General features: G+C 51.7%; 24 protein-coding genes. 7 read left to right on the top strand and 17 right to left on the bottom strand.

What is annotated here, in order from left to right:
- Positions 1–11: 11 nt before the first annotated feature.
- From EDM60_RS18600 to EDM60_RS18585, 4 genes are all read right to left on the bottom strand, one after another.
- On the bottom strand, positions 12–422 hold the full coding sequence (locus tag EDM60_RS18600) for a MerR family transcriptional regulator (protein WP_122965288.1): 411 nt from the start codon (positions 420–422) through the stop codon (positions 12–14).
- 251 nt (positions 423–673) lie between these two features.
- Positions 674–1,951 (bottom strand): methionine gamma-lyase family protein, encoded by a 1,278-nt coding sequence (locus EDM60_RS18595; protein WP_122965287.1) that lies wholly within the window; start codon positions 1,949–1,951, stop codon positions 674–676.
- Positions 1,952–1,959: 8 nt separating this feature from the next.
- Positions 1,960–3,252 carry a GTPase HflX gene (hflX, locus tag EDM60_RS18590; RefSeq protein WP_122965286.1) on the bottom strand — a complete coding sequence of 431 codons (1,293 nt, stop codon included), beginning with the start codon at positions 3,250–3,252 and terminating at the stop codon, positions 1,960–1,962.
- 162 nt (positions 3,253–3,414) lie between these two features.
- Positions 3,415–4,032, bottom strand: coding sequence for a hypothetical protein (locus EDM60_RS18585; protein WP_122965285.1), 618 nt, complete (start codon positions 4,030–4,032; stop codon positions 3,415–3,417).
- A gap of 225 nt (positions 4,033–4,257) precedes the next feature.
- Here EDM60_RS18585 and EDM60_RS18580 point away from each other — a divergent pair, with 225 nt between their 5' ends.
- Positions 4,258–5,208 carry an AAA family ATPase gene (locus tag EDM60_RS18580; RefSeq protein WP_122965284.1) on the top strand — a complete coding sequence of 317 codons (951 nt, stop codon included), beginning with the start codon at positions 4,258–4,260 and terminating at the stop codon, positions 5,206–5,208.
- A gap of 76 nt (positions 5,209–5,284) precedes the next feature.
- Here the strand turns inward: EDM60_RS18580 and EDM60_RS18575 are convergent, their stop codons facing one another.
- Together EDM60_RS18575 and infC are read right to left on the bottom strand one after the other, a co-directional pair.
- Complete coding sequence (locus tag EDM60_RS18575; protein ID WP_122965283.1) at positions 5,285–6,067, bottom strand: DUF4184 family protein; 783 nt, start codon at positions 6,065–6,067, stop codon at positions 5,285–5,287.
- Between the two features lie 17 nt (positions 6,068–6,084).
- Positions 6,085–6,570, bottom strand: a complete 486-nt coding sequence (gene infC / locus EDM60_RS18570; protein WP_063227528.1) for a translation initiation factor IF-3 — start codon at positions 6,568–6,570, stop codon at positions 6,085–6,087.
- A 201-nt stretch (positions 6,571–6,771) separates the two neighbouring features.
- Between infC and EDM60_RS18565 the strand changes: the two genes are divergently transcribed.
- From EDM60_RS18565 to EDM60_RS18555, 3 genes are all read left to right on the top strand, one after another.
- Entirely contained in the window at positions 6,772–7,242 is a 471-nt protein-coding gene (locus EDM60_RS18565) for a MarR family winged helix-turn-helix transcriptional regulator (protein ID WP_122965282.1), read from the top strand.
- Positions 7,243–7,290: 48 nt separating this feature from the next.
- Positions 7,291–8,517, top strand: a complete 1,227-nt coding sequence (locus EDM60_RS18560; protein ID WP_122965483.1) for a multidrug effflux MFS transporter — start codon at positions 7,291–7,293, stop codon at positions 8,515–8,517.
- A 192-nt stretch (positions 8,518–8,709) separates the two neighbouring features.
- Positions 8,710–9,135 carry a VOC family protein gene (locus tag EDM60_RS18555; RefSeq protein ID WP_122965281.1) on the top strand — a complete coding sequence of 142 codons (426 nt, stop codon included), beginning with the start codon at positions 8,710–8,712 and terminating at the stop codon, positions 9,133–9,135.
- Between the two features lie 146 nt (positions 9,136–9,281).
- Here EDM60_RS18555 and EDM60_RS18550 read toward each other — a convergent pair whose 3' ends face one another.
- Positions 9,282–9,638: a GIY-YIG nuclease family protein gene (locus tag EDM60_RS18550; RefSeq protein WP_122965280.1), complete on the bottom strand. Its 357-nt coding sequence runs from the start codon at positions 9,636–9,638 to the stop codon at positions 9,282–9,284.
- Positions 9,639–9,910: 272 nt separating this feature from the next.
- Between EDM60_RS18550 and EDM60_RS18545 the strand changes: the two genes are divergently transcribed.
- The 3 genes from EDM60_RS18545 (at position 9,911) to EDM60_RS29205 (ending at position 12,828) form a co-directional block, all read left to right on the top strand.
- Positions 9,911–10,390 carry a DUF6530 family protein gene (locus EDM60_RS18545; RefSeq protein ID WP_122965279.1) on the top strand — a complete coding sequence of 160 codons (480 nt, stop codon included), beginning with the start codon at positions 9,911–9,913 and terminating at the stop codon, positions 10,388–10,390.
- 222 nt (positions 10,391–10,612) lie between these two features.
- Positions 10,613–11,734 carry an AAA family ATPase gene (locus EDM60_RS29210; protein ID WP_122965482.1) on the top strand — a complete coding sequence of 374 codons (1,122 nt, stop codon included), beginning with the start codon at positions 10,613–10,615 and terminating at the stop codon, positions 11,732–11,734.
- A 74-nt stretch (positions 11,735–11,808) separates the two neighbouring features.
- On the top strand, positions 11,809–12,828 hold the full coding sequence (locus tag EDM60_RS29205; protein ID WP_122965278.1) for a vWA domain-containing protein: 1,020 nt from the start codon (positions 11,809–11,811) through the stop codon (positions 12,826–12,828).
- A gap of 145 nt (positions 12,829–12,973) precedes the next feature.
- Here EDM60_RS29205 and hfq read toward each other — a convergent pair whose 3' ends face one another.
- The 10 genes from hfq to miaB all read right to left on the bottom strand — a co-directional run bounded on the left by hfq (position 12,974) and on the right by miaB (position 24,705).
- Entirely contained in the window at positions 12,974–13,213 is a 240-nt protein-coding gene (gene hfq, locus EDM60_RS18530; protein ID WP_063227534.1) for an RNA chaperone Hfq, read from the bottom strand.
- Between the two features lie 29 nt (positions 13,214–13,242).
- Positions 13,243–14,202: a tRNA (adenosine(37)-N6)-dimethylallyltransferase MiaA gene (gene miaA, locus EDM60_RS18525; protein WP_122965277.1), complete on the bottom strand. Its 960-nt coding sequence runs from the start codon at positions 14,200–14,202 to the stop codon at positions 13,243–13,245.
- Positions 14,199–14,984 carry a class I SAM-dependent methyltransferase gene (locus EDM60_RS18520; protein WP_122965276.1) on the bottom strand — a complete coding sequence of 262 codons (786 nt, stop codon included), beginning with the start codon at positions 14,982–14,984 and terminating at the stop codon, positions 14,199–14,201. The genes miaA and EDM60_RS18520 overlap by 4 nt, the downstream gene beginning before the upstream one ends.
- A 255-nt stretch (positions 14,985–15,239) precedes the next feature.
- Complete coding sequence (locus tag EDM60_RS18515) at positions 15,240–15,659, bottom strand: hypothetical protein (protein WP_122965275.1); 420 nt, start codon at positions 15,657–15,659, stop codon at positions 15,240–15,242.
- Between the two features lie 142 nt (positions 15,660–15,801).
- The gene (gene mutL / locus EDM60_RS18510; RefSeq protein WP_122965274.1) at positions 15,802–17,958 is read right to left on the bottom strand and encodes a DNA mismatch repair endonuclease MutL; all 2,157 of its coding nucleotides are present in this window, start codon (positions 17,956–17,958) and stop codon (positions 15,802–15,804) included.
- A 24-nt stretch (positions 17,959–17,982) separates the two neighbouring features.
- On the bottom strand, positions 17,983–20,556 hold the full coding sequence (gene mutS, locus EDM60_RS18505) for a DNA mismatch repair protein MutS (RefSeq protein ID WP_122965273.1): 2,574 nt from the start codon (positions 20,554–20,556) through the stop codon (positions 17,983–17,985).
- 85 nt (positions 20,557–20,641) lie between these two features.
- Positions 20,642–21,928 carry a putative amidoligase domain-containing protein gene (locus tag EDM60_RS18500; RefSeq protein ID WP_122965272.1) on the bottom strand — a complete coding sequence of 429 codons (1,287 nt, stop codon included), beginning with the start codon at positions 21,926–21,928 and terminating at the stop codon, positions 20,642–20,644.
- A 122-nt stretch (positions 21,929–22,050) separates the two neighbouring features.
- Positions 22,051–22,611, bottom strand: coding sequence for an outer spore coat protein CotE (cotE, locus tag EDM60_RS18495; RefSeq protein ID WP_063227541.1), 561 nt, complete (start codon positions 22,609–22,611; stop codon positions 22,051–22,053).
- A gap of 135 nt (positions 22,612–22,746) precedes the next feature.
- Entirely contained in the window at positions 22,747–23,190 is a 444-nt protein-coding gene (locus EDM60_RS18490; RefSeq protein ID WP_063227542.1) for a YlbF/YmcA family competence regulator, read from the bottom strand.
- 3 nt (positions 23,191–23,193) lie between these two features.
- On the bottom strand, positions 23,194–24,705 hold the full coding sequence (miaB, locus tag EDM60_RS18485; RefSeq protein ID WP_122965271.1) for a tRNA (N6-isopentenyl adenosine(37)-C2)-methylthiotransferase MiaB: 1,512 nt from the start codon (positions 24,703–24,705) through the stop codon (positions 23,194–23,196).
- Positions 24,706–25,022 lie beyond the last annotated feature (317 nt).

Genomic DNA, 25,022 nt, shown 5'->3' with positions numbered 1-25,022 from the left:
ACAACTTTATATCAGTGGAAGAAGCGGGAAAGCTCTCCACGAATCAATGCGTCCTCGCCTGGGCGGGCTGCATTGCGATACATGATTTGTTGCCTTAGCAGCTGATGCAGTTCCTTGTCAGACATGTCCTTGCGCTTTACTTCGGACGTTGTAGAAATTTCCGTCGGTTCCATGACAGACTCTTGCAATTTCAAGACTTGCTTGATCCCTGCAATGTTGAGCCCTTTTTCAATCAGTTCCTTGATCTCCAACAGTCGGTCTACATCATTGAAGGAGAAAAGCCGCTGCTTTCCTTCCGTGCGAGCCGGTTGAATCAGGTCATTTTGCTCATAGTAGCGTATCTGTCTCGCAGTGAGATCAGTCAGCTTCATGACGATCCCAATTGGAAAGAGGGCCATATTCCGGCGAAGGTCATCACTCATGACTTGTCCCTCCTCTATCGTTTTCCTTATGCTTTATTTTATGCAAAAGCACAAACACTGTCAACGGATGTTAGAAAATATTACGCAAGAAAGTGACCTCTTTTGAAAAAATCCACGTTATCCCCGTATGGAACCCACGACATGCCTGTCTCAATGGTTGTTTTTCGCAGTACCGTCCGCGCACAGTCGAATAGCAAAAAGACGGCTTCTCCCATCCGAGAGAATGCCGTCTTTCCTTTTGTAAAAACCGTTTACGCCTCAGGCAATTCGAGCAATCCTTTGTCCAGCAAGCCGTTTAACGCCGTCAAAATCCCTACTTTGACATGCGAGTACGTCAAACCGCCTTGCACAAAGCCCAAGTATGGCGGGCGAATCGGACCGTCTGCGGAAAACTCGATGCTCGCTCCTTGAATGAACGTTCCCGCCGCCATGATAACCGGGTCTGCATACCCCGGCATTTCGCTCGGGTACGGCGTGACGTGCGAATCGACGGGAGCTGCTTTTTGAATCCCTTGGCAAAAAGTAATCAGCCGTTCCGCACTGCCAAAAGCGACAGACTGAATGAGGTCCGTGCGCGGTTCATGCCAGAGCGGATTGGTCTGAAAGCCGAGTCGTTCCAGCAAGGCGGAGGAGAACACCGCGCCTTTCAGCGCTTCTCCCACGACGTGCGGCGCCAGGAAAAAGCCTTGAAACATTTCCAACAGCGAGTACAGCGAAGCTCCACCCTCTGCGCCAATCCCTGGTGCTGCCATCCGGAACGAAGCGAGACGCACAAGGTCTTCCCGCCCGACAATGTATCCGCCAGTCTTGACCAGACCGCCGCCCGGGTTTTTGATGAGCGAGCCAGCCATAATGTCTGCGCCGACATGCAGCGGCTCCAGCTCTTCCGTAAATTCACCGTAGCAGTTGTCTACAAACACGATCAGCGCCGGATTGATTTCCTTGACCATGCGGATCATCTCGCGGATTTTGGCGATCGTAAAGGACGGACGATCCGCATAACCGCGCGAGCGCTGAATGCCAATCACTTTTGTCTTGGGCGTAATCGCCTGCGCCACCGCGACAAAATCGATTTCGCCCTCCGGTGTCAAAGGCACATAGCTGTACCCGATCCCGTATTCTTTCAGCGAACCTTGGCCTTCGCCGCGCACACCTACGACCTCTTCCAACGTGTCATACGGCTTGCCCGTGATGTAGAGCAAATCGTCGCCAGGACGCAAAATCCCAAACAGCGAGATGGCAATCGCATGCGTTCCGGAAATGATGTGCGGTCTAACCAGCGCCGCCTCGCCGCCAAAAACGTCTGCGTAGATCGATTCCAGCGTAGCCCGGCCGGAGTCGTCGTATCCGTATCCGGTCGATGGCGAAAAGTGAAATTCGTTTACCTCATGCTTTTGAAAAGAGCGCAGCACCTTCAATTGATTGGTGTCCACCAGCGCGGAAATTTGACGATGTCTTTCGGAGATCATCGCTTCTACCTCCAGGACGAGAGGACGAAGCTTTTCCCCGTGAGAAAAATATTGAAACATAGGTGATCTTACCAACTCTCTTCAACAGTCTCTGGTTTATCCAGGAGAAAAGGAGCAATCCGCCCATAGATCGGATGGTCCCGGTTCACGCGTACAGTGACCAGGTATGACTCCTCTTCTTCATTAAATTGCTGTTCCATTTCAACCCCTTCACGATGCAAAAGGGACAAAATATCTCCGCGCTCCACCGGAACACGCAGCTTCAGTTCATGGAAGGAAGCGAGCGCAAAAGCTTCCAGTCTCGCCAGCAGCTTTTGCTGATCCTCCTTGCGCATGGCCGAAATGAGGATTGAATCCTCCGCATGCGGCAAGTAAGACCGTTCTGTCAAAAGGTCCGCTTTGTTGAATACGACGAGTTGCGGAATTTCTTCCGCTTTCAACTCGCGCAAAATTTTATCGACAACCTCCATGTGCACCTGAAAATCAGGATGGTGGCTATCGACCACATGCAAAATCAAATCTGCTTCCTTTACCCCTTCCAACGTAGAGCGGAACGCAGCGACCAAGCTCGTCGGCAAGTCCTGAATGAATCCAACGGTATCTGTCAGGAGCACTTCCAGGCCGCTTGGCAACTCCAGCTGTCTTGTCGTCGGGTCCAATGTGGCAAACAGCTTATCTTCTTGCAGCGTATTGGCTTGCGTCAATTGATTGAGAATGGTCGATTTTCCCGCGTTTGTATACCCGACCAGCGCAATCTGGAACACTTTGTTTTTCTTGCGGCGCTCCCGATGCAGCTGTCTCGTGCGGACGGTGTCTTCCAACTGCTGTTTCAGCTCGCTGATCCGTTTGCGGATATGGCGTCGGTCGCTTTCCAGCTTGGTTTCACCGGGACCGCGCGTACCGATTCCCCCGCCAAGCCGGGAGAGCTGCTTCCCTTGCCCTGCGAGACGTGGCAGCAAATAATTGTACTGGGCAAGCTCGACTTGAATTTTCCCTTCGCGGGACTGCGCCCGTCCAGCAAATATATCCAGAATGAGCTGCGTCCGGTCGATGACCTTGCAATCGAATATCCTGTCGAGATTGCGCGTCTGACTCGGCGACAGCTCGTCGTTGAAAATGACCACATCAATGTCCAGCTCATGGGCCTTTTCGGCAATTTCATCAATTTTGCCCGTCCCGAGATACCAGGCCGAGTCGATTCGATCCCGGTTCTGCGTCACGACATCGAGCACCTCAACGCCAGCAGTGGCAGCCAACTCATGCAATTCTTCCATGGAGAGACGTGTTCGCTCTGCATCGCGGTTATCCAAAAAGCAACCGACCAAGATCGCCGTTTCTTTCGTTTTGATCAGATCGTTCACCGATTCACGCCCTTTCTTCTCTTATCATACCACATTTTGCCCATTTCGTTACGGGTGTGATGTGTGGTATGGACCGCCTTGTTTCCATTAGCAAATTTTCAATTACCACTTGAGGCTTCCCCTTTATATTCAAGCCATTGTATCCAAGTAGGGTGGCGAGAGTCAGTCAAACATGAGATCGTAATTAGCATCCTCGACAACATGATCATAGTTGATCCAGCTCATCTCTTCTAATTGCAAAACGCTTTTAAAGGTATTTACAATCTGAAATATATTGCTGCCAGAACGTACTTCTGAAGGCGTCAAAGTAGCGTTTAGTGTCTCTAGTTGTTCATGTGTAAAACCAAAAACGGCGAAGCTGCCGATATTGGCTTCGGCAAATGATTGCAAGATCAGCTCATCGAAATTGTTTTTTATTTCCTCTCTCAGTTCGTCGCCTGCCTGTTTGTATACAATCTCAATCAGATCTCCCTCAGGGTATCTCTCCTGAGCCATTTCCCAAAGCAATCCTTCCTCTAATTCGTAGTTTATTCGCAGGCTGGCAATGATTTTTCCATGATCGTATATGCGATAACCCCAACCATGATCTTCCTCATGGTCAAAATACATGACTGGATATTCATGAGACATGTCCATTATTCCAGCGTCGTTATCACCCTCTGTCAAATAAACGATCCATTTATGATTCAGTTCCTTCATAACAGATCTGCTTTGCGCGTATTTTGCAACTTTCCCCATATGGATGCGCTCCATTAAAAAGCCGGATGTAAACTCGCTCACAAACGATCAGCTCCTCGATTTGAATATTTTACAATACAATGTAAATTTGCATAATACTCTCTACATTTTTCATCGGAAAAAGCAAACCACTTTGAGCAGCATCTCAGTGACACCCTTCAAAAATTCCATAATATGTAAATTAACACCTTCATTTTTGAAAAATAGGCAGCTTTTATCGGCTCCCTGAGTATACTTTTTGTATGATGGTCAAGGCAGGTGACACGGGTGAAGCAAGCAGGAGCGAGTTCAGCAGCAGATGTACATGAATCGTCCAGCAGTTCCAATCGTATTCAGGTCGTTTTCAATCGACCGTTGCGTATTAAACAACCGAATACTTTGGCTGAAATTGTTCGTGCTTCAGCAAGTGCCAATTTGGCTTCTGTCTTTGATGAGTTGGAAAACCTGATTGGCTTGCATGAAGCCAAAAAGACGATTTACGAAATTTATGCGCTCATCAAAATGAATAAAGAACGGGAAAAGCATGGACTGAAAATCGAAAAGCAAGTATTCCACATGGTGTTCAAAGGAAATCCTGGCACAGGAAAAACAACGATCGCCCGACTGTTCGGCAAAATCTTTAAAGAAATGGGGGTATTGTCAAAAGGCCACTTGATTGAGGTCGAGCGCGCAGATCTTGTGGGGGAATTTATCGGGCATACGGCCCAGAAAACAAGAGATTTGGTCAAAAAAGCGCTTGGCGGCATCTTGTTCATCGATGAAGCTTATTCGTTGGCGCGCGGCGGCGAAAAAGATTTTGGAAAAGAAGCCATCGACTGCCTGACGAAATCACTTGAAGATTACGGCAATGAGTTTGTTTGTATCATCGCCGGGTACAACGAGGAGATGGACTCTTTTCTTGAACTCAATCCAGGAATGCCCTCCCGCTTTCCGGTTCATATCAAGTTTACTGACTACGATGCAGATGAATTAATGGAAATTGCTCATCTAATGTCAAAGAACAAGGAATACGAACTGAGCAAGGACGCCAGTGAGAAATTGAGACGGCGAGTAACGGCAGCTCTTAACGATCCTTTCATCGAGAACTTCAGCAATGCGCGATTTGTTCGAAATAACATCGAAAAAGCAATCCGGGTGCAAGCTGTGCGCTTGTTGAAGGTGTATGAGCCAACGAAAGAAGATTTACTGACGCTAAAATCCGAGGATTTCACCATATAGGGCTGCCGCGTCTCCCCATCCATACAATGAAATCCCTCTCAAGAAGGAGGGATTTTTTCGTTGCCAGCATTCTTTTCTAAGCTTTATTTTTCAAGCCGAACCTACTCACCACTGGAGCGAAAAGGCACACCCCGAGCAATGCCCCCGAGATGAACGGAACGACATGCTGCAGCGGATACAAGACAGGCGAAACGCCTTTGACAAAAAGCGCATCCCAACAAGCTACAACCATGCCCACGGCCGCTACGCCGATCCAAAACAGCCCTTTCACATGCGCTGCCGCCTGCTCGACTTGGATACTTCTCTCCCTCCGCTCACGCCCGCAACGCCAGATGACGTACACAATAGCCAGTCCGCCCACCAGCGTGCCTCCGTGCTGGAGCAGCTTGTAGATGGGAACCTCCCAAGCAGCAAGCGAAATGCGTTGTTGTAGCAAGGCAAATCGTTCCACCATGCTTCCCCGGTCATGGGTAAAAGAATCCCAGAGGACGTGACTGAAGCTCCCCAGCAAAGCGGAATAAGCGAAAATCACAAACGATAAAAAGAAGCTTCGCCCTCGCCCGCGATTCGCCTGGTCCCAGCCCTTGTCGCCAGCCAAGCCCTTTGCCACCCACAGGGGCACAACCGCCAGCAAGCCTTTCTCCACGACAAACCGATACAGCAAATAAAGCAGCATGACGAGCGGCAAGTCAAAGGTAAACAGTCCGAGTGTCGTATGGCTGTAGACGCTGTAAGGCGCCAACCGCAAAAAATACTCAAAGTCCGGAGCCATGCTGCCAAGCACAAGCGCCGGGAACGATACCCAGGCAAACTTTCTTAGCGGCAGCACAATCGCCGGATGCGAAAAAGTAAATGGCATGAAATCACTCGCTTTGTTTATTTGGGGAGCAGGACGGCAACAACTTGTTTGCCGCTCACTTGAATCCCTTTATCTTGTTTTCCGCAATGCGCCAGCTCTTTGACCAGCCCCTCGACGAGCTTTTTCGCTTCCTGGCTCTCTTTTTTCTCCAGGCGCACGGTCAATTGCACGGCGTCGCCTGCCGCCAATATTTTTTCGGCTTGTCGCTTTTTCGTCTCGTAATCGTGATCTTCGATAAAAGCGCTCAGGCGCAGCTCTTTTACTTTCATGCCTTTTTCTGCCTTGCGCTGCTTGGCCTTTTCGCGATTGAGCTGTTCTTTATGATTCGTGCGGTTTACGAGTTGGCACGGAGGCGGACTTGTCGCCAGCGAGAGGCACACCAGGTCGACGCCTTGCTCTTTTGCCATTTGCAACGCGACTTTGGTAGCGACAATCCCGAGGTCTTCTCCGTCCACTCCAGTGAGGCTGACTTCTGCCGCCTTTATTTGTTCGTTCACAATCATCTTTGCTCACCCTGTCCTTTCATTTCCAAATAACTTACATTCTACAGCTTGCTGCTCCTCTCCTTCCTTTTGTTCGCAACATTCTTGGTCAACCTCATGACGAGCGCGCTTTGTTTTTGTATAATAGATCAGTATTGACAGTGGATTGAGAATCATTTACATTTACATTCTGTTAGCCAGCTAACAAACGGAGGTACTCTGGTGGAATTTGATTATTCTGCTGCTTTGACGCATGCAATGGGCCATGTGATGAAGCTTCACAAGAAGAACGTTGAATACTTGATTCAAAACTATGACGTCTATCCGGGACAGCCCATCCTCCTCATGCGTCTTGCCCACACAGACGGCTTGATTCAGAAAGAGCTGGCCAGACGAATCCAGGTCAAACCGGCTACTCTTACCGTCATGATCAATCGCATGGAAAAATGCGGTCTGGTCGAACGTCGTGCTGACGAACGCGACCAGCGAATCTCGCGGGTTTTTCTCACAGACAAAGGTCGTTTGGCGACAAAAGCTGTCAAGGAAGCACTGCGCGTTCTTGAACTAAAATGCTTTGAAGATTTTACTGATGAAGAAAAAATCGTTCTGCAAGGCATGCTGGATAGAATGCACAGCAACTTGATGACCTTTTATATGGAAAACACCCAACCATCTGAAGAAGCCAAAGAGTAGCAGGGGCGTTTGCTTTTCATTCCACAACAGAAAGGTTGGAACATCCCTTTGAACCATGTAGCAAAAGAACTGGACTCATCGGCGCTTGCCGAAAACAAGACGCGCCGCCTGTGGATCGCCACCATTTTAGGCTCGCTTTCGGCGTTTGGCCCTTTGTCGCTGGACATGTATTTGCCTGCTTTGCCGCTTCTGGCTGACGATCTTTCCACCAGTACGTCGATGGCGCAGCTCAGTTTGACCGCCTGCCTCATTGGACTGTCTGTTGGTCAGCTTTTCGCGGGACCGATCAGCGACGTACGCGGACGCAGAATGCCGCTTTTGATCGGACTTATTTTATACGCCTTGTCTTCTTTTTTGTGCGCGGTTGCTCCTTCGATCTATACGTTCATCTTCCTCCGTTTTGTGCAGGGACTTGCTGGCTCTGCCGGGATCGTCATCGCTCGCGCTACTGTACGCGATTTGTATTCGGGCACAGAGCTGACGAAGTTTTTTGCCCTGCTGATGCTGATTAACGGGATTGCGCCGATTGCCGCGCCTATCGTCGGCGGTCAGCTGCTGGAGTTCACCTCCTGGCACGGCGTGTTTGTCGCACTTGGTCTGATCGGTGCCGTCATGCTGCTCGTCGTCCTGCTCGGATTGCCGGAGACGTTGCCTGTCAATCGCCGTTCCAAAGCCGGAATCGGCAATACGCTCGCCACTTTTGGCGGGCTGGTGAAAGATCGGGTTTTCATGGGCTACGCCTTGTCGCAAGGTCTGGTCACGGCCGCGATGTTCGCTTATATCGCCGGATCGCCCTTTGTGTTCCAGAAAATTTTTGGTGTCTCTCCGCAAGGCTTCAGCATGATTTTCGCCATGAATGGGGTAGGAATTATCATCGCCAGCCAAATTACCGGACGACTTGCCGGAAAAGTCAAAGAGACAAAACTGTTTGTCACTGGCATTTTGCTGGCTGGGCTTGGCGGAATCACGCTGCTCGCCATGATCTTGCTTGACGCTGGGCTGGTTGCCGTGCTCGTGCCTTTGTTCTTCGTCGTTTCCAGCGTCGGTATCGTCGGGGCGACAGGCTTCTCGCTCGCCATGCAAAATCAGAGCAAAGCAGCAGGCAGTGCGTCTGCCTTGCAAGGTCTGCTCTCCTTCATCAGCGGCGGTATTGTCGCTCCGCTGGTCGGAATCGGAGGGGAAGGCACTGCTGTGCCGATGGGCATTGTCATGGCGCTTGCCACCATCGGCTCGATTGTCTGCTATCTGTTCATGATTCGTCGAAAAGCCGCGTAACTTTTCAGATGCGGCGTAGACGCAACAAAACGAGGATTCGCGTATGCGGCCTCGTTTTTTTTTGACACTATTGCGAACGTATGTTCTTTTGTGGTATCATTTGCTTATGGATGACATTGGAAGCCAGAATACCTGTCTGCTCTCCTGTCGTCAGCCATGACTAGACCACTATTCGAAGGAGCTGATTCCTCCATGTCTTTGCGTCTGATCCCTTATCTTGTCCTGAACGGAAATGCAAGCGAAGCCATCTCGTTTTACGAAAAAGTGTTGGGTGCGCAAGTGCTTTACAAGCAGACGTTTGGCGAAATGCCGGAAGACCCTGAGTACCCGCTCCCGCCAGAAGCCAAAAATCTTGTGGGTCATGCTACACTGCAAATTGGCGACAGCGAATTGATGTTTTCTGACGCGTTTCCTGGACAACCTTATCAGTTAGGCGATCAAGTGACCATTTGCATTTCGTTGGAGGATAAAGCCGAGGCAGAACGCATTTTCGCAGCGCTTCAAGAGGACGGGCAGGTACATCTGCCTTTGCAGGAAACATTCTTCAGCCCTGCCTACGGCAACGTGCGCGACAAGTTCGGCATCACCTTCCAGATTTTCACTAAAGGCGAACAATAATCATCTAAGACCGTTCTGTTTCTTTGTCTGTAGATCATGACATGCCAGCCGTCAGAGCGAGTCGAAACGCGAGAATAACGTGTTTCGGCTCGCTCTCGTTTGTTTGCAATCCATACAGCTTTGCATTCCCTCCACTAGACCCACGCCTATTTCTTTTTCTCCTGATGATAGCCACGTTCTCCATACGGCTGAAGCTTGTCGAGCCATTTTTGTTCCAGTTTTTCCAGCTCATCCTTTTCATCAAAATATCCGTCTTCCTTCTTTTTCAAAACCTCCAACACTTCCGCAACGAACGCCTCTTCTCCGTACTCATCCCACTCGCTTTGCAGCTGCTTGTTCATATGCGAGCCGAGTTTGAGCGTGAACAGTTTTCCGTTCATCGTTTTAAGATTGCGGGTACTGCAAATCCACACTTTTTCATTAAGGGTGTTTTTGATTTGATACACGCCCGCCTCTGTCTTCGCTTCCTTAAACGTCTGTTTCAGTTCGTCTTTGCGATTCATCTTGGTTTCTCCTCACTTTTCACGAGCTACACCTGACCTGCAGCCTGTAATAGTCTTCCATCCGTTTTTCTGCCTGTATACTTTCCTCAAGCTCCCTCTCTTCCAAAGAGGGGCGCGGATGGCTCGATAAAAAACAAACAAATTAATATTAAGTTTATATAATAATAAACATAAAAACAAAACGTTTGTCAATCATAACAAAAAAGTATTGCTTCTCGCGAAAAACTCAGATAGACTTTGCAGTAATTTCGAAAAGGAAAGAGGAAAAGAACATGAAAATCTCCGCTACGTCCGAACACAAGCCTGTCGTGGTATCAGAAAACTACGATCGAGTGGACGGCCGTCATGCCAGAAACACGGATGTCCAAGCGCTCTCGCTCGGCTTGACTCGGGAAAGTGACCATAAAAAAGCCGCTATCACAGCCAAGGTGTGGAAAAGCGCGGGAGAAAACGGGGCAAGTCAACCGGAGGAACTCCCGCTCCATCGCGTTCTTGATCTGTCGCTGCTGCTTTGCCGGTCGTTGGCTCATTTTCACGATGCATACAGATATGAGCATTTTTACGATCCGCAAAAGCCCGTTATCGACAGGATTGCCCTGCAAGGCGATGCGTTGAACGTCGCAATCTGCACAGACAACGAAAGTCTCCATGAAGACATCAAGCAGTTCAGCCAAATTTTAAGCGACGACGGGGAACTGATCGGCGAGCGTCTGCGCTCATTGGCAAAAGTTTTAAGAGACATGGGCTATTAGCTTTGTTTAGCCGCAGTTACCCCTGTTTTCATCGGAAGGCTGGTCAACGGGACATTCGTACCCGGCTAGTCGAAGACACGTTTTCCCTCGAAGAAGCGGTACACGCCGCGAGTGAAGCATGGATGATCGGCGATGCCACTTGCCTGCTCCCGCTTGTCGCTGTTGAAAAAAGGCACAAAGCAGAGCAGCACGCCGCATGACGACAATTTGGAGGAACATGGAATGACAGAAAACAGACACGATTATTTATCACCTGATAGACAGTTGACTGATGAAGAAAAAGCACTCGTGTGGAAAAAGCCACCTACCCATCAAGTCAGCGAAGAAGAGCGGCGCATTAGTGACGAAGTCAGGCGCAACTGGCATCGCGGGGAAATGAAGATCGCCAACATTTTGCTGGAGGGCGATGCGGGTTCTGGCAAGACTCAACTGGCAAAAGCTTTATCGGCGAATTTCGGGCTTCCGTACACGAAAGTCACTTGTTTTGCCGATATGGATAAATCAGATATTATTGGAGCTATTTTGCCGGTGATTTCTTCTGAGCGCCTAAACAATTTGCAGCCTGCGCAACAAACCGCCTTAACAGCTCTCTATGAAAACGAAGGATTGGCAAGCGGAACGGAAATTTTGATGAAGGCATTGGGGATTTCCGGGGAGCAAGCCGCCAAAATGATGAAGCAATTAGGGAAGCTTGCCGCGGAAAAGAGCGATGGGGAAGCGATTGAATACCGATTTTACCCTTCTGAAATCGTCAGAGCCTATCAAAAGGGCTATCTTTTGGAAATCCAGGAACCGAACGTGATTCGCGATGCTGCGGTGTTAATGGCGCTAAACTCTGCCCTGGAGCTGGATGGGAGCATCAACCTTCCAACGGAAATCATCCGCAGGCATCCGGACTTCATCGCCGTGATCACGACAAACCGCAGCTATGCCGGAACCAGACCGTTAAACGAGGCACTGCGCGACAGGGTCCAGCATACGGAAAAGATGGATCTGCCGACAAAAGAGGTCATGATCGGGCGCGTCAAGGCCAAAACGGGCTTCCAAGATGAAGAAATGCTGTCTCTCTTAGCGAATGTCATTTTGCTATTGGACAAAACGGCACGAGCCAATGCGATCAAGGGTGTGGCGGGAATGCGTTCGTTCTTTTACTGGGCAGATGCGATTGCCAACGGCATTTCTGCAAAAGCATCGCTTTACCACAAGGTCATCTACAAAATCACGACCGATCCGGAAGAAATTCAGCTTTTGGAAGAAGCACTTGCCCAGCATGAATTGTTTGCCCGTTTGGAGGCAGCCGCTTCTGGTGAGCTAAAAAAAAACGAAACTGGGACGATGCCATAGAAATCAAGACATCCGGGGAGATTGACGACGCTGCTTTTGACACAGACCAGCCACGGGAGCAAACAGGAATCGCCTTGAAAAAATCGGCTGACAGTGACAACAACTCTTCGCAAGTCTCCGACGATCCTGCTCAAATCGAGCGCTCCACTCCGGGGGAAGACGGCACCCCTCGCTATCATCAGGCAAACCCCGAGTCTGCCTCAGAGGAAGCGAAGCAACAGGAGCGCGATTTCCGCAAAAAGCTGAATCAGGCCGCACGAGAGGTCATTTCCGATTCGATTCATCGAAAAGTGAAGCTCATCGTGCACCGCCCTGACTACGATCAGGAAAACCAGCAGGAGTACGTCCGCCTGAGCAAAGGACTCATGCCCATCGTACAACAGCTTGCCAGAAAGACACTTCCCTACTTGGAGCATGAGGTCACTTCCGACTTTGCGCGGAATCGTTACTACGGCAGCAAATTTCAAGCGGACAGCGTTGCCTACAAAGACTACAAATATTTTGCCAAGAAACGCCCGCCAACGGAATCGCCGTCGCTTGTCGTGGGTCTGCGGGTGGACGAATCCGCGTCGATGTCAGCCTTCGGGAGACTGGAGGCGGCCAAACGGGCGGTCATCGCCGTCTATGAATTTTGTCAGCTTTGCCACATTCCTGTGTTGATCTACGGGGATACGGCGGATGTGTCCCGCTTGGAGCAAATGTCCGTCTTCGCCTATGTCGACCTGGACAAAACGGACGCCACTGACCGCTTCCGGCTGATGCGGATTCAAGCCAGAAGCAATAATCGCGACGGAATGGCACTGCGCATTATGGCGGAACGGCTAGTCGTCTGCCCGCAACAGACCAAATTGTTGATCAGCATCAGCGACGGACAACCGAAAGCGCTGGACGACTATACCGGAAGTCATGCGGTTGCCGATATGCAGCAAACGATCCAGGAGTACGAACGAAAAGGAGTCGCCTTCCTTGCAGCGGCCATCGGCCAAGACAAGGAGGTCATTAGTGAAATTTACGGAAAGGAACGCTTTTTGGATATGACAAATTTACACGAGTTTCCTGCAAAGCTGGTTCGAATGATTGCCCGGTATTTGTAACTTGCCTGAAAACTCAGCTGACAAAGGCTTTCCGCGTATAAGCGGGGAGCCTTTGTTTGTGTTGCGCTTTTGCAAAGAAAAGCTTGGCAAAAAGAAAAAACCAGAACCTCTAGGGTCCTGGCTGGTGGGCAGAGCATTTCACGACTTATTGCTGGTTGTTGTCTTGAGACATCAGTGAAACTGGGCGTTGCGGAGTGAAAGTGGAGATCGCATGCTTGTATACTAATTGTTGCTTGCCTTCGCTATCAATCACAATCGTGAAATTATCGAACGCTTTAATATACCCGCGCAATTGAAATCCGTTCACAAGGTAAATGGTAACCGCGATGTTTTCTTTCCGCAAATGATTCAAGAACGTATCTTGAATGTTGATCGTCTGTTTCATGTACACTACCCCCTAAAAGGACTTGTATGTTATATATTCGGCAATTGTTGAAACTTTCCTGCCAATATCTGCTTGATAGTTTCCACTGAGTTCGCTTGACAAGCCGGATCGGTCATGTCAAACCACTGGATTTCCGGCATACGGCGGAACCACGACAGCTGTCGTTTGGCAAAATGGCGCGTCCGCTGCTTGATGTCATTGATCGCCTTTTCCAACGTAATTTCACCGTACAGATAAGGAATCAATTCTTTGTAGCCCAAGCCTTGCATCGACACCAGCGAGGCGTCGTAGCCTTTGTCCAGAAGTCCGCGCACTTCCTCGATCAGCCCCGCTTCGATCATCAGCTCGACGCGACGATTGATCCGTTCATACAACATGGCGCGATCCATCGTGAGTCCGATCATCACCAGTTCGTATGGGGAGTGCTGTGCTCGAAGCTGAAAGTCGGACATTTTGTAGCCCGTACTCTCATAAATCTCCAAAGCGCGAATCACCCGCTTTACATCGTTCGGGTGCAATCGCTCAGCCGTTACAGGATCGACGTCGGCCAGTCTCGCGTGCAGCGCATCCACGCCTTCTGTATCCGCCAAACGCTGCAACCTTTCCCGCAGCTCTGGATCTTGCGTGGCTTGTGAAAATTGAAAACGATGGGTAACCGATTCTATGTAGAGACCCGTACCGCCTACGATAAACGGAAGGCCGCCTCGCCCATTGATCGAGCTGATCAGTTGGGTAGCGCTTTCCTGAAACATCGCGACAGAATATTCTTCGTCCGGATTTTTGATATCGATGAGATGATGCGGCACCAGTGCCAATTCGGCTGGCTCCGCCTTCGCCGTCCCGATGTCCATGCCGCGATACACTTGCATGGAATCCCCGGAAATAATCTCGCCGTTGAACTGCTGGGCCAATTCCAGACTGAGTTGGGTCTTGCCGACGGCTGTCGGTCCAACAATGACGACTAGCTTTTCTCTCTCTTGCAAAGTCACTCCCCTCCACCTGTCTCTTTGTAACTGTACACGACCTGCTGGCCGCGAGAGCGAAATGGCGTGAAACCAAAGCGCTCGTGGATTTTGCCTGTTTTCCCTTCCTTCATCACCACGCGCCTTCTTGCTACGCGAAGTGCTTCTGCAATCGCTTCTTCTGTCAATGGCTGCGGGTTGGCAAACTCCCGTACCCCAGCGATGCCTGCCGAGCTTTCCACCGTCATTTCAAACATCGGATCGAAATAAACGACATCGAAAGAGCGGCTCGGCAATCCCTGCATGACTTCCAAATGGTTCCCGCACCGCACTTCAATGCGACGCATGGCTGTCTCCAGCTGTTCCGAGTCAGATGTCCAGTGCTTGAGCCCGTCTTCGACCATGATGGCCAGCACCCGTTCCGATTCGATACCGACTACTTTCCCGTTAGCTCCTGTCGCATGGGAAAACACAATCGCGTCAGCACCCAATCCAAGCGTAGCATCCAACACTTCATCACCTGGCTGAATTTGGCAAGCAACAAGCATAGTATCAGTATCGCCGCGCAACAGCCGCTTTATACGAAAAGCGGAAGTGTTCGGGTGAAAAAAGAAAGGCTTTTTCCCCGGTACCTCCAGACGCGCTCCTTGCGCTGAAACAACCAGTACCTCGTCGTCGCCATGCCGTTTTCGCAGCTGACTGAGAGAAAGGTCGCCTCGTCTGACTGCCTGTACGCCGAATGTCTGAGCCAAATGTACAGCGTGTCGCAAGGTTTCCTCGGCAGGCTCAAGTCCCGTCGTCACAATCACGTATCTGTTTCCTTTCCGTACGTCTACGCCTCTTCAGGACGGAAACTCTTTTATTGTAAGCAGGATTAATTTGGCGGTCAAATAGAATCTGAGCCAAACTCCCTCTCTTTTCTTATCATATCATGTTTTCCTTCGTCCGTTGCGAGCTTGTGAATTTTTTTACAAAGAATGAATGTACGTAAGCCAAACAGGCCCATAGCGGATTGGGCCTGTTTGGTGGCGATCGCCTTTTCAACGATTGGCGAGCTGGTGATTTTAGTTGTACACGAGGCTGTCCGTAATCGCTTCTTCGTTTTCGTTTCCGGCTTCATCGGCGAAAATGCCTGCTGTGAGTTTGATTCGAATGTTCGATCCTTTCGGCACAGTATCCAGCGTAATGTCGAGGTGCTCCTCCGATACGACAACACGATCCTCTTCGCCAAAAGCCTGGTCAGCTCCCCCATCAATCGAGTAGGAGAGATTTTGCAAAACGTCCTGTCGGTCGACCTGCAAACGGGCAGCTTCGCTGAACAGCAGCCGGATTTGCAACTGTGGCTGGTAGAACAAGGTGGCTTTTTCGCTTTTCGATGTTTGACCTCCTGCAAGCAGCACCCGTCCATCCGGCAAAATCGCTGCGCCCGGACCATAGCGAACCTCGTCCATCTGGGCAAGACTCGACCATTCATCGTTTTTCACACGTACCGCTCGCCTGTCGCCACCATTCCGCCGCCAATCACGACTACATCTCCATCCGCCAGGACAGCCGACGCCCCGCCGAATCGGTCGTCGTTCATCGGCGTTCATCCGAGGGGCGGTATTAGCAAAATGCGTGTTCGCACTACATGACGCGCTTGAACATTTTCTCCAAATCATAGCCAGTAAAGTGAATTACAATCGGCCTGCCGTGCGGACACGTAAACGGGCTGCTCGTCTCGCGCAGCTGATTCAGCAGGCTCTCCATTTCGGCGTGGGTCAAAAAGCGATTGGCTTTGATCGATGCTTTGCACGACATCATGATCGCAGCCTTTTCCCGCATTTGCACAGGATGGGCCTGCCCTTGCTCTCCCGCCTCCAGTACGAACTGAATCAGCTCTTCGATAACTTCCAGCTCGGCTCCTTCCGGGAACCAATGCGGGTGCGCCCTGACGATGAACGTGCGCCCGCCAAAAGCTTCTACTTCCAAGCCGAACGATTGCAGAAGCGACAGCCGTTTTTCCAGTCTGGCCGCCTCCGCGGTCGTGAACTCGACCGTGTGCGGAAACAGCATCATCTGGCTGGCCACACCTTCTTCCGCCAGCTTGGCCATGAAATACTCGTAGAAGATGCGCTCCTGGGCGGCGTGCTGGTCGATCAAGTACATCCCTTCATCGTTTTGGGCGACGATGTACGTTCCATGCACTTGTCCGACCGGATACATGACCGGAACAGCCGATTGCACGCGCTCCTCCGCTACAGGTGCGGCGTTCTGCTCTGGCTCGCTCGCTTGCTCTGCATCAGGTTGAGCAAGTGGAGCAGCCATGCCTTCAAGTGGAGCGGCAGAACCAGTCTTCCCTTCAAGCGAAGCAGAAGGACTAGCAGAACCACTCGTTCCTTCAAGGAAAGCAGAAGGAGCGGTGGCAACAGATACGGGCGCGACCTTCTCGAACACGCTCCCTGAAGCGGCGGCCTGCTCTTGTTGTGCCTGCTCTTGTCCTGTTTTCTCTGCTTCTGGAGCAGAACTCGCCAGCCCTTGCTCTTGCTCTGCACGCGGATAAGCTTCGGAAGCTTCCTGAACCTTCCTGCTTTGGGCAAGCGGCAAAAGCTCGCTTGCCGCTTCTTTTTGCAACGGCAACGGCTGGCTTTGCTCTTGCCGCGCCATCCACTCTTGCAGGCGCGGGCTGGCTTCCACAAGTGAGCGCGTCTGCGTCTCCGCGGCTGGCTTGGCAAACGTCAAGTCAAACTGCGGCTGGACGACTTGCGTGGTGATTTTCGCCTTTTGCGGTGTCTCCATCGGTCGGACGATGCCCAAACCTTGCCGGAGCGTCGTTTTGACGGATTGCTCGATTGCCGTACACAGCTCGTCCTCTTTGCTGAACCGCGCCTCCAGCTTGGCAGGGTGGACATTGACATCGACAAGCGTCGGGTCCATCTCGATTTGCAGCGCGACGATCGGGAAGCGGCCGATCGGCAAAAGCGTGTGATAGCCGCGCATGATCGCGTTGTTGAGCGAATAGCTGCGAACGTAGCGACCGTTGACCAGTGTAGAAAGGTAGGAGCGGTTTGCTCGCGTTACCTCCGTCTTGGACAAAAATCCGTTCCAGCGGAAATCGAGCGTTTCCCCCGAAATCGGAATGAGAAGCTTGGCAATCTGCACACCGTAAATCGCCGCCATGACGTGCAGCAGCTTGCCATCCCCCGTCGTTTGCAGCAAATTTTTCCCGTTGTGCGTCAAAAGAAAGGAAATCGACGGGTGAGTCAAAGCGAGCCGATTGACGTAATCCGAGATATGCCCAACTTCTGTGGCAATAGACTTCATGTATTTCAACCGGGCAGGTGTATTGAAAAACAGGCTGCGGACACATATTTCCGTCCCTTGCACTGCTGCCGCGTCTGCCACTTCGCTGACTGCGCCGCCTTCGACCAGCAGCCGCGTACCGATCTCGCGGCTCGATCGGTTGCTCGTCAGCTCCATCCGAGACACTGCGGCAATACTCGGCAAAGCTTCGCCGCGAAAGCCGAGTGTGCGAATCCGGAACAAGTCGCGCTGGGTGCTGATCTTGCTCGTCGCATGGCGTTCCAATGCCAGCAAGCAATCGTCCCGATCCATGCCGTGTCCGTTGTCGACAATGCGGATCAGCTCCAGACCGCCTTCCTCCACATGAATCTCAATCGAAGTGGCTTTGGCGTCAATCGCGTTCTCGACCAGCTCTTTGACGACAGATGCCGGACGTTCCACCACTTCACCCGCCGCGATCATATTGGCGAGCTGCTCATCAAGCACTCGAATCGTTCCCATGCGATCCTCCCCTCCGCCCGAAGCTTATTTTTTCTTCAACTGTTGTTTCCACGCGAACAGCTTCATCATCGCATCCATCGGTGTCGTCTGATTCAGGTCGATCTCACGCAAATCGCGCAAAATCTCTTCTTCCTCCGACGACAAAAGCGACACAGGCTCCTCGCGCACAGCGGCAACTGGCGCGGACCAGAGCGACTCTAGCGACATCTGCATGTCGGAAGCAGCCGAACTGGTTGCTTCCAGCCCTGCCAAAATGCTGCGTGCCCGCTCGATGACCCATCCAGGCATTTCCGCCAGCTCCGCCACGTGAATCCCGTAGCTTTTATCTGCCCGGCCTTCTTCGATCTTGTGCAGGAACAACAGCTTGCCGTCTCGCTCCTCGCAGCGGGCGTTCACGTTGACGACGCCTTTCATCGTCTCGGCAAGGCCCGTCAGCTCGTGATAGTGCGTGGAAAACAGCGTCTTGGCACCGATCCGCTGGCAAATGTACTCGATGACCGCCTGTGCCAGCGCCATGCCATCGTACGTAGAAGTCCCGCGACCGATCTCATCGAGCAAGATCAAGCTTTTTGCTGTCGCCTTTTGCAAGGCATGTCTCGTCTCCAGCATCTCGACCATGAACGTACTGTGACCGCCGACGAGGTCGTCAGCCGCTCCGATCCGGGTAAAAATCTGATCGACAATCGACAGCTTCGCTTCTTTTGCCGGGACGAAACAACCGATTTGCGCCATGACCGTAATGAGGGCGATTTGGCGCATATACGTGCTTTTACCAGCCATGTTCGGTCCCGTGATCAGCAGCACTTGACGCTCGTCCTGGTTCATCCTCACGTCGTTCGCCACGTATTTCTCCCGCTCCAATACGGCTTCCACAACGGGATGGCGGCCGTCCACGATCACGTATTCCCCGTCATCGACAAGCTGCGGGCGCACGAATCCGCGCTCGTCACTGACCGTAGCGAAAGCCTGGAGAACGTCTACAGAGGCAATCCGTTCGGCAAGGCTTTGCAATCTCGGAATGTGCTTGGCGATTTCGCTGCGGACGGCGGCAAACAGCTGGTACTCCAGCTCAATCATTTTTTCCTCTGCTTCGAGAATGAGCGCTTCCCGCTCTTTCAACTCGGGGGTGATGTAGCGCTCTGCGTTGGCGAGCGTTTGCTTGCGCTCGTAACGGCCCGCTGGCACGTTGGCAATGTTGGACTTGGATACCTCGATGTAATAGCCGAACACTTTGTTGAATCCGACTTTCAGCGAGCGAATCCCTGTCGCTTCCCGTTCGCTTTGCTCCAATTGGGCAATCCACGTTTTTCCGTCGCGGCTCGCCGAGTGCAGCTTGTCCAAATATTCATCGTAGCCTGTGCGAATCATTCCGCCTTCCCTCACGGAGATCGGCGGATCGTCGACGAGCGCCGACTGCAAAAAGCTGACGAGGTCTGCGCACTCATCCATGCCGCGGGAAAGCTCCTGCAACACGGGCGCTTTTGTCTGCTCCAAGTACGCTTTCAGCTCAGGAACTGCCGTGAGTGACAATCGCAGCTGAATCAGGTCGCGGGCATTGGCGTTCCCATAGGAAATCCGCCCAGCCAGCCGCTCCAGATCGTACACGTTGTCCAGGCAAGTCCGCAAATCGGAGCGCAGCAACAAATCGGCTTTCAGCGCCTCTACCGCTTCCAGTCTGGCATCCAGTTCCGCGCGTCCGAGCAGCGGCCGCTCGATCCATCTGCGCAAAAGCCGTCCGCCCATCGCGGTTTGCGTCCGGTCCAACAGCCACAAGAGAGAACCTTTTTTCGTCTTGTCGCGGATCGTTTCGGTCAGCTCCAGATTTCTTCGGGAAAAGCCGTCCATTTGCAAATATTGCTTGCTGTCGTAGCGCTTCAAGAGCCGCATGTGCGCGAGACTGCGCTTCTGCGTCGTGCCGATGTAGTAGAGCAGCGCGTTGACGGCCGAGCGCATGGAGACATCCAGCTCTTTCCCTGTTTCGGGATACTGGTTGTCCACCGCAAAAGCATCCAGCTGGTGACTCTCTACAACCGTCGTCGGCAAAGCTGTCTTGGGCAAAGCTTCGACACCGCAGAACACCAGTTCTTTCGGACGGTATTGCAGAGCCTCATCCAGGGCCGCCTCCATCTGGCCGAGCACGGATGTGACGTACATTTCTCCTGTACTCATGTCGCATGCGGCAATTCCGACGCGGCCGTCCAGCGCTGCCAAGGCAGCCATGTAGTTGTTTTCCTTGTCGGTAAGCCATTTGCCCTCCATCATCGTGCCGGGCGTAATGACACGGGTCACTTCGCGGCGAACGACCCCTTTGGCTTCTTTCGGGTCTTCCACCTGTTCGCATACCGCTACCTTGTGACCTTTTTTCAACAGTTCCGCTATGTACCCATCCGCAGAATGATGCGGCACGCCACACATCGGAATCCGTTCATCGCCACCACCCTCGCGTCCGGTGAGCGTAATTTCCAGCTCGCGGGACGCGAGAATAGCATCGTCAAAAAACAGTTCGTAAAAGTCGCCTAAGCGAAAAAATAAGAAAGTATCCGGATAGTCTTTTTTGATAGCCAGATACTGCTGAATCATCGGGGTATATTGCGCCATTTTTTTCTTCTCCTAGCCTTCCAATCTCGACGCTATTATACCATGTTCCTCCCATGATGTTGATGCTCGATTCGCGGCAAAAAATTCACAGAAGATTCCAGGCACTTCTCAGGTCGAAATCGCAAAGCCATGTCTCGCCTCGCAGCAGCAAGTCAAAATATTGCTCTAAGTGTATTCGCGAAAGCGCGTAGCCAGGCAACTCTCGCAATTCTTCGCGGATTTGCTTGACGTACGGCTCCAACGTTTCTTTGTCGCCGCGATAGTAAGCCTTGACCAGCGGCAACTGCAAATGCGGGGTCGCTTTCAGCTCGGCATGGCTCATCATGACCAGTTTGGCCAGATGCAAAACTCCACGCGCGACGACCGGGTGCACCAGCCAGCTTGGCAGCGTCCGGTATTCGAAGCCGTACGACTTTTCCCGCACATCGCCCAAAAAACCGTAGCGATGCCTGCGCTCGATGCAGCCCGGATCTTCAATCAGCACGAGCGGCAACGCCAAGTACGCATCGAGCTTGCGCCGCAAAGAAAACGTAGGCGTCATCCCGCCGAAGTGAATGTGTCCGCCAATCGGATAGCCGGAAAAAGGCATCCCGCCCGCCAGCCACTCCACATCTTTGTGCGGGATTTTTTTCCCTGCGAGCCGCAACGCTTCGTAAATATGCAGAAACAGCTCGTCAGGGTCTTCCGTTGGGGCGGGGCGCAATTCGGCTACAGGATGCTGATGCAGAGCCAAATCTTCCCGATAGCGGGTCGTGTCGCAACCAACTGTCCCGTTGATTTTCAAAAAATCAGAGGCGAGCGCCATCTCGCCTGTCGCCCGGCGCAAGGAAAACTCCGGGTCCGCTCCCATTTTGTTCAGCTCTTGCGGCTGCTTGCTCATGCGCTCCCGCCACCACTCTCGCGCACGCTGCATGTAAGCGTCTGCCTTTTGCGCAGGCCAATCCGGTTCCACGCGAACGACCTTCGCCCGATGAGAAGACGCTGCCATGACGGTCACTTGCCCCGCTTCGGCACCGACCGCATACAAGCTGCGCACGGCCAGCGCTTTTACGACTTGCACCTCCGGATCGGAAGAGGGAAACGGAACTGGCTCAAAGTCCGGCTCTTCCAGGCGATAAAGCAGCCATTGCGGGTGTTCCAGGCTCCGCGCGACATCGAGCACCAGGTCCTGGTACAGGCAAAGCTTGTAGGTCCGCCATCCAGGCGGTGTCGTGCGCCCGGACGCCACAGGCAGACCACTCGTTTTCAACAGCCAGCGCCCGATCTCGGGACGGTGCAAAAAGGCGACAGCCTCTTTGGCGTTTGCCGTCATTGGCTGCGAAACAGCGCTCTCCTGCAGTCCCTCCCATGCCCTTCCTCGCGTGCGTACCATGCTTCCCACTCTCCCATGCTGTATTCTTCGTTATCATATGATTGCGCCCAGAGAAGAGTGAGAGCCTAGCCTATACCGCTTTTTCCCGATAAAAAAAGAAAAAGAGGAGATATCTCTCCTCTTTAGTCAAGCTCATCGAGCATGCTGGCTGAATCAAAGTCGTCGAATTCATCACTGTTTTCTTCATAGTCGCCAATCAGCGTGAAGTCCTTGTCATCGCAGTTATTGCATACCACTACGCAGACTTTGGTTTCTCCAATGATTTCAACGGCAAATTCGCTTTCAACCCTGACTGTGATGGTACCTCCAGCACTCAACTCGGCTTTTACGCACTTCGGCTGTTCCACGGCGCGAGCGACAATTTCCAGATCGCCTCTGCAGTTTTTGTCGAAGAACGTAAGCGGAACGAGTACGGAGAACTTGACAGTTTCCCGCTTGACTTCGGTTTGCGTGTTATTGGCAAACGAGAACCACAGGTTGACGTCATACGTACCAGATACTTCAACCGCGTCTCCGACTTTCTCTGCCTGGAAGTTCGTGTTTATAATCCAGCATCCGAGGATCGTCGAAGGAGTTTGCGACGGTATGATGGTGTGGGTGGTAGTAGAGAATTTATGGCCTTTACCGCAGACAGCTTTCGCGATGAGTTCCCGGCACTGTAGATCTTTGTCTGTACCCGACATTTCGTTACCTCCTCCATACAACGTTTCTGTACATTTGTATGCAGGGCATTCGGCTAGGGTGCAAACACCCACCTGAAATTGGGTGCCTCGTTTGGGAACTCACGCGTAGCAACGTTTTGCGCGTTGGATGCTACCTTACGAGCAGCAACCGCCACTATGTTTCTTTTCCGGTCCGCCGCCAGTTTCGCCTGTCAGCGGATTTCCGCCTGTATCCAAAATAATACGCTCGGAAACGGTGTTCGTGATGACATTCGTCACCATTTGCAACAGATCGTTCACATCGACCTGCGATTGCTTAAATTCGGTGACGAGCGGAATCGCATCCAGCTCTTCTTGCAGCTGGTTGTACTCGGCTTCTACCTTTTCCACCAGTTCCTTTTTATTGATCGATTCGAACATGACCATCTGCTTTTGTTTTTGCTTCAGCTTGTCGATCAAGTCCTGCACGCGTTCATTGTGCTTGATTTGCAGCTCGGCACGCTTGAAGAAATCGACTTCATTCGTGCGGGAGATCATGGCAGCCAGTTCGCGCGCTTTGTCCAAAATTTCTTTTTGTGTGTACAGGTTTGTTTGTTCCATCTTCTACACCTCGACTTTGGTTACGAGTTCGCCATGAAGCGTCCACGTTTTCGCATCTGTAATTTTGACATGCACATATTGACCAATCAAAGACTTGTCTGCCGTGAAGTGCACGAGCTTGTTCGTGCGCGTGCGGCCAGCCAATACGTTCGGGTTGTTTTTCGACTCGCCTTCTACCAGCACTTCCAGAACCTGATCCTGCAGCTTTTTGTTCTCTTCCAGGCCGATCCGAGCCAGCACTTCGTTCAGACGGTAGAGGCGCGCTTTTTTCACTTCCATCGGCACGTTGTCTTCCATGACAGCAGCCGGAGTGCCCTCGCGCGGGGAATAGATGAAGGTATAGGCAAATTCATACCGGACTTCTTCGACCATCGAGATCGTCTCTTCGAACTGCTCGTCGGTCTCGCCCGGGAAGCCTACAATAATATCTGAAGAAAGGGATACATTCGGAATCGCAGCCTTGATTTTGCGTACAAGCTCCAAATAGTGCTCCCGCGTGTATTTGCGAGCCATGCGCTTCAAAATCTCCGACGAACCGGATTGGACTGGCAAATGAATTTGCTCCACCAAGTTTCCGCCTTTTGCCAACACTTCAATCAGGTGGTCGTCAAAATCGCGGGGATGGCTCGTCGTGAAGCGAATGCGCGGAATGTCGATTTTGCGAATCTCGTCCAAAAGATCGCCGAAGCCATACTCGATGTCTTCAAAGTCTTTTCCGTAGGCGTTGACGTTTTGGCCGAGCAGCATAATTTCCTTGAAGCCTTGGCGGGCGAGGTCGCGGACTTCCGCGATGACGTCTTCCGGACGGCGGCTCCGCTCTTTTCCTCGCGTATACGGCACGATGCAGTACGTACAGAACTTGTCACAGCCGTACATGATGTTGACCCATGCCTTGGTGTTTCCTTCCCGCTGCTTCGGCATGTTCTCGACGATGTCGCCTTCCTTGGACCATACCTCGATCACCATTTCCTTGCTGAACATGGCATCGCGCATCAGCTGCGGCAAGCGGTGAATGTTATGCGTCCCAAAGATCAAATCGACTTGCTGGTAGCTTTTCAAGATTTTGTTGACGACCTTCTCTTCCTGGGACATACAGCCGCAAACGCCGAGAATCAGGTTCGGGTTGTTATGCTTGAGCCGTTTCATATGTCCCAGCTCGCCAAACACTTTATCCTCCGCATTTTCGCGGATGGCACAGGTATTGAACAAGATGACATCCGCCGCTTCCACATCGTCTGTGGAAGTGTAGCCCATCTGCTGCAAAATGCCGGAGATCGTCTCGGAGTCATGCTCGTTCATCTGACAGCCGTATGTGCGAACGTGATAACGCTTTCCTTTTCCGATTCCTTGCATGTCTTCCGGGATCGCGAAATCGTAAAGCACCTGGATTTCTTCTTTTCCCCGCTTTTTCGCATCTTTCAAGGACGGGGGCTGAAAGTATTTCGCAAAGTCCGCCGTTGTTTTCGGTGACTTGGCGGATTTTAAGTCCGGAGTCGCCACTTTCGATTCCGTCATCATGTATCACCTCAGCTAGTATTTTCTTTATAAGTAACCAATAAAGAATTATAGCATTTTGGTGCATACAAAAGCCAATGCATAATGAGGCAAAATATGTACGAAACGAACGGAATCGTTTTGAAAAGGACGCTTTTCAACAGCAGCTTTTCGATGATTAAACATGCAAGTTTGCCGGGCATTCGCTATTCGCGAAACGAAAAGCTGCTCACTGTATAAAAGACAAGATGGTGCAAGCTGCCTTCTGCCTATTCGACAGTAATGACCCAGCCTTTTTGCCTGACGATTCCCTGACCTTTTCCCTAAGAAGCTTCCCC

It is taken from the genome of Brevibacillus parabrevis (genome assembly GCF_003710905.1).
GTDB lineage: Bacteria > Bacillota > Bacilli > Brevibacillales > Brevibacillaceae > Brevibacillus > Brevibacillus parabrevis.
This window is presented reverse-complemented; position numbering and strand designations above follow the sequence as displayed.

Coding starts and splice junctions, on each gene's coding strand:
- EDM60_RS18600 (WP_122965288.1), bottom strand. CDS start 422: ATGAGTGATGACCTTCGCCGGAATATGGCCCTCTTTCCAATTGGGATC.
- EDM60_RS18595 (WP_122965287.1), bottom strand. CDS start 1,951: ATGTTTCAATATTTTTCTCACGGGGAAAAGCTTCGTCCTCTCGTCCTG.
- EDM60_RS18575 (WP_122965283.1), bottom strand. CDS start 6,067: ATGCCATTTACTTTTTCGCATCCGGCGATTGTGCTGCCGCTAAGAAAG.
- infC (WP_063227528.1), bottom strand. CDS start 6,570: ATGATTGTGAACGAACAAATAAAGGCGGCAGAAGTCAGCCTCACTGGA.
- EDM60_RS18555 (WP_122965281.1), top strand. CDS start 8,710: ATGTCTTTGCGTCTGATCCCTTATCTTGTCCTGAACGGAAATGCAAGC.
- EDM60_RS18550 (WP_122965280.1), bottom strand. CDS start 9,638: ATGAATCGCAAAGACGAACTGAAACAGACGTTTAAGGAAGCGAAGACA.
- EDM60_RS18545 (WP_122965279.1), top strand. CDS start 9,911: ATGAAAATCTCCGCTACGTCCGAACACAAGCCTGTCGTGGTATCAGAA.
- EDM60_RS29210 (WP_122965482.1), top strand. CDS start 10,613: ATGACAGAAAACAGACACGATTATTTATCACCTGATAGACAGTTGACT.
- hfq (WP_063227534.1), bottom strand. CDS start 13,213: ATGAAACAGACGATCAACATTCAAGATACGTTCTTGAATCATTTGCGG.
- mutL (WP_122965274.1), bottom strand. CDS start 17,958: ATGGGAACGATTCGAGTGCTTGATGAGCAGCTCGCCAATATGATCGCG.
- mutS (WP_122965273.1), bottom strand. CDS start 20,556: ATGGCGCAATATACCCCGATGATTCAGCAGTATCTGGCTATCAAAAAA.
- EDM60_RS18500 (WP_122965272.1), bottom strand. CDS start 21,928: ATGGTACGCACGCGAGGAAGGGCATGGGAGGGACTGCAGGAGAGCGCT.
- cotE (WP_063227541.1), bottom strand. CDS start 22,611: ATGTCGGGTACAGACAAAGATCTACAGTGCCGGGAACTCATCGCGAAA.
- EDM60_RS18490 (WP_063227542.1), bottom strand. CDS start 23,190: ATGGAACAAACAAACCTGTACACACAAAAAGAAATTTTGGACAAAGCG.
- miaB (WP_122965271.1), bottom strand. CDS start 24,705: ATGACGGAATCGAAAGTGGCGACTCCGGACTTAAAATCCGCCAAGTCA.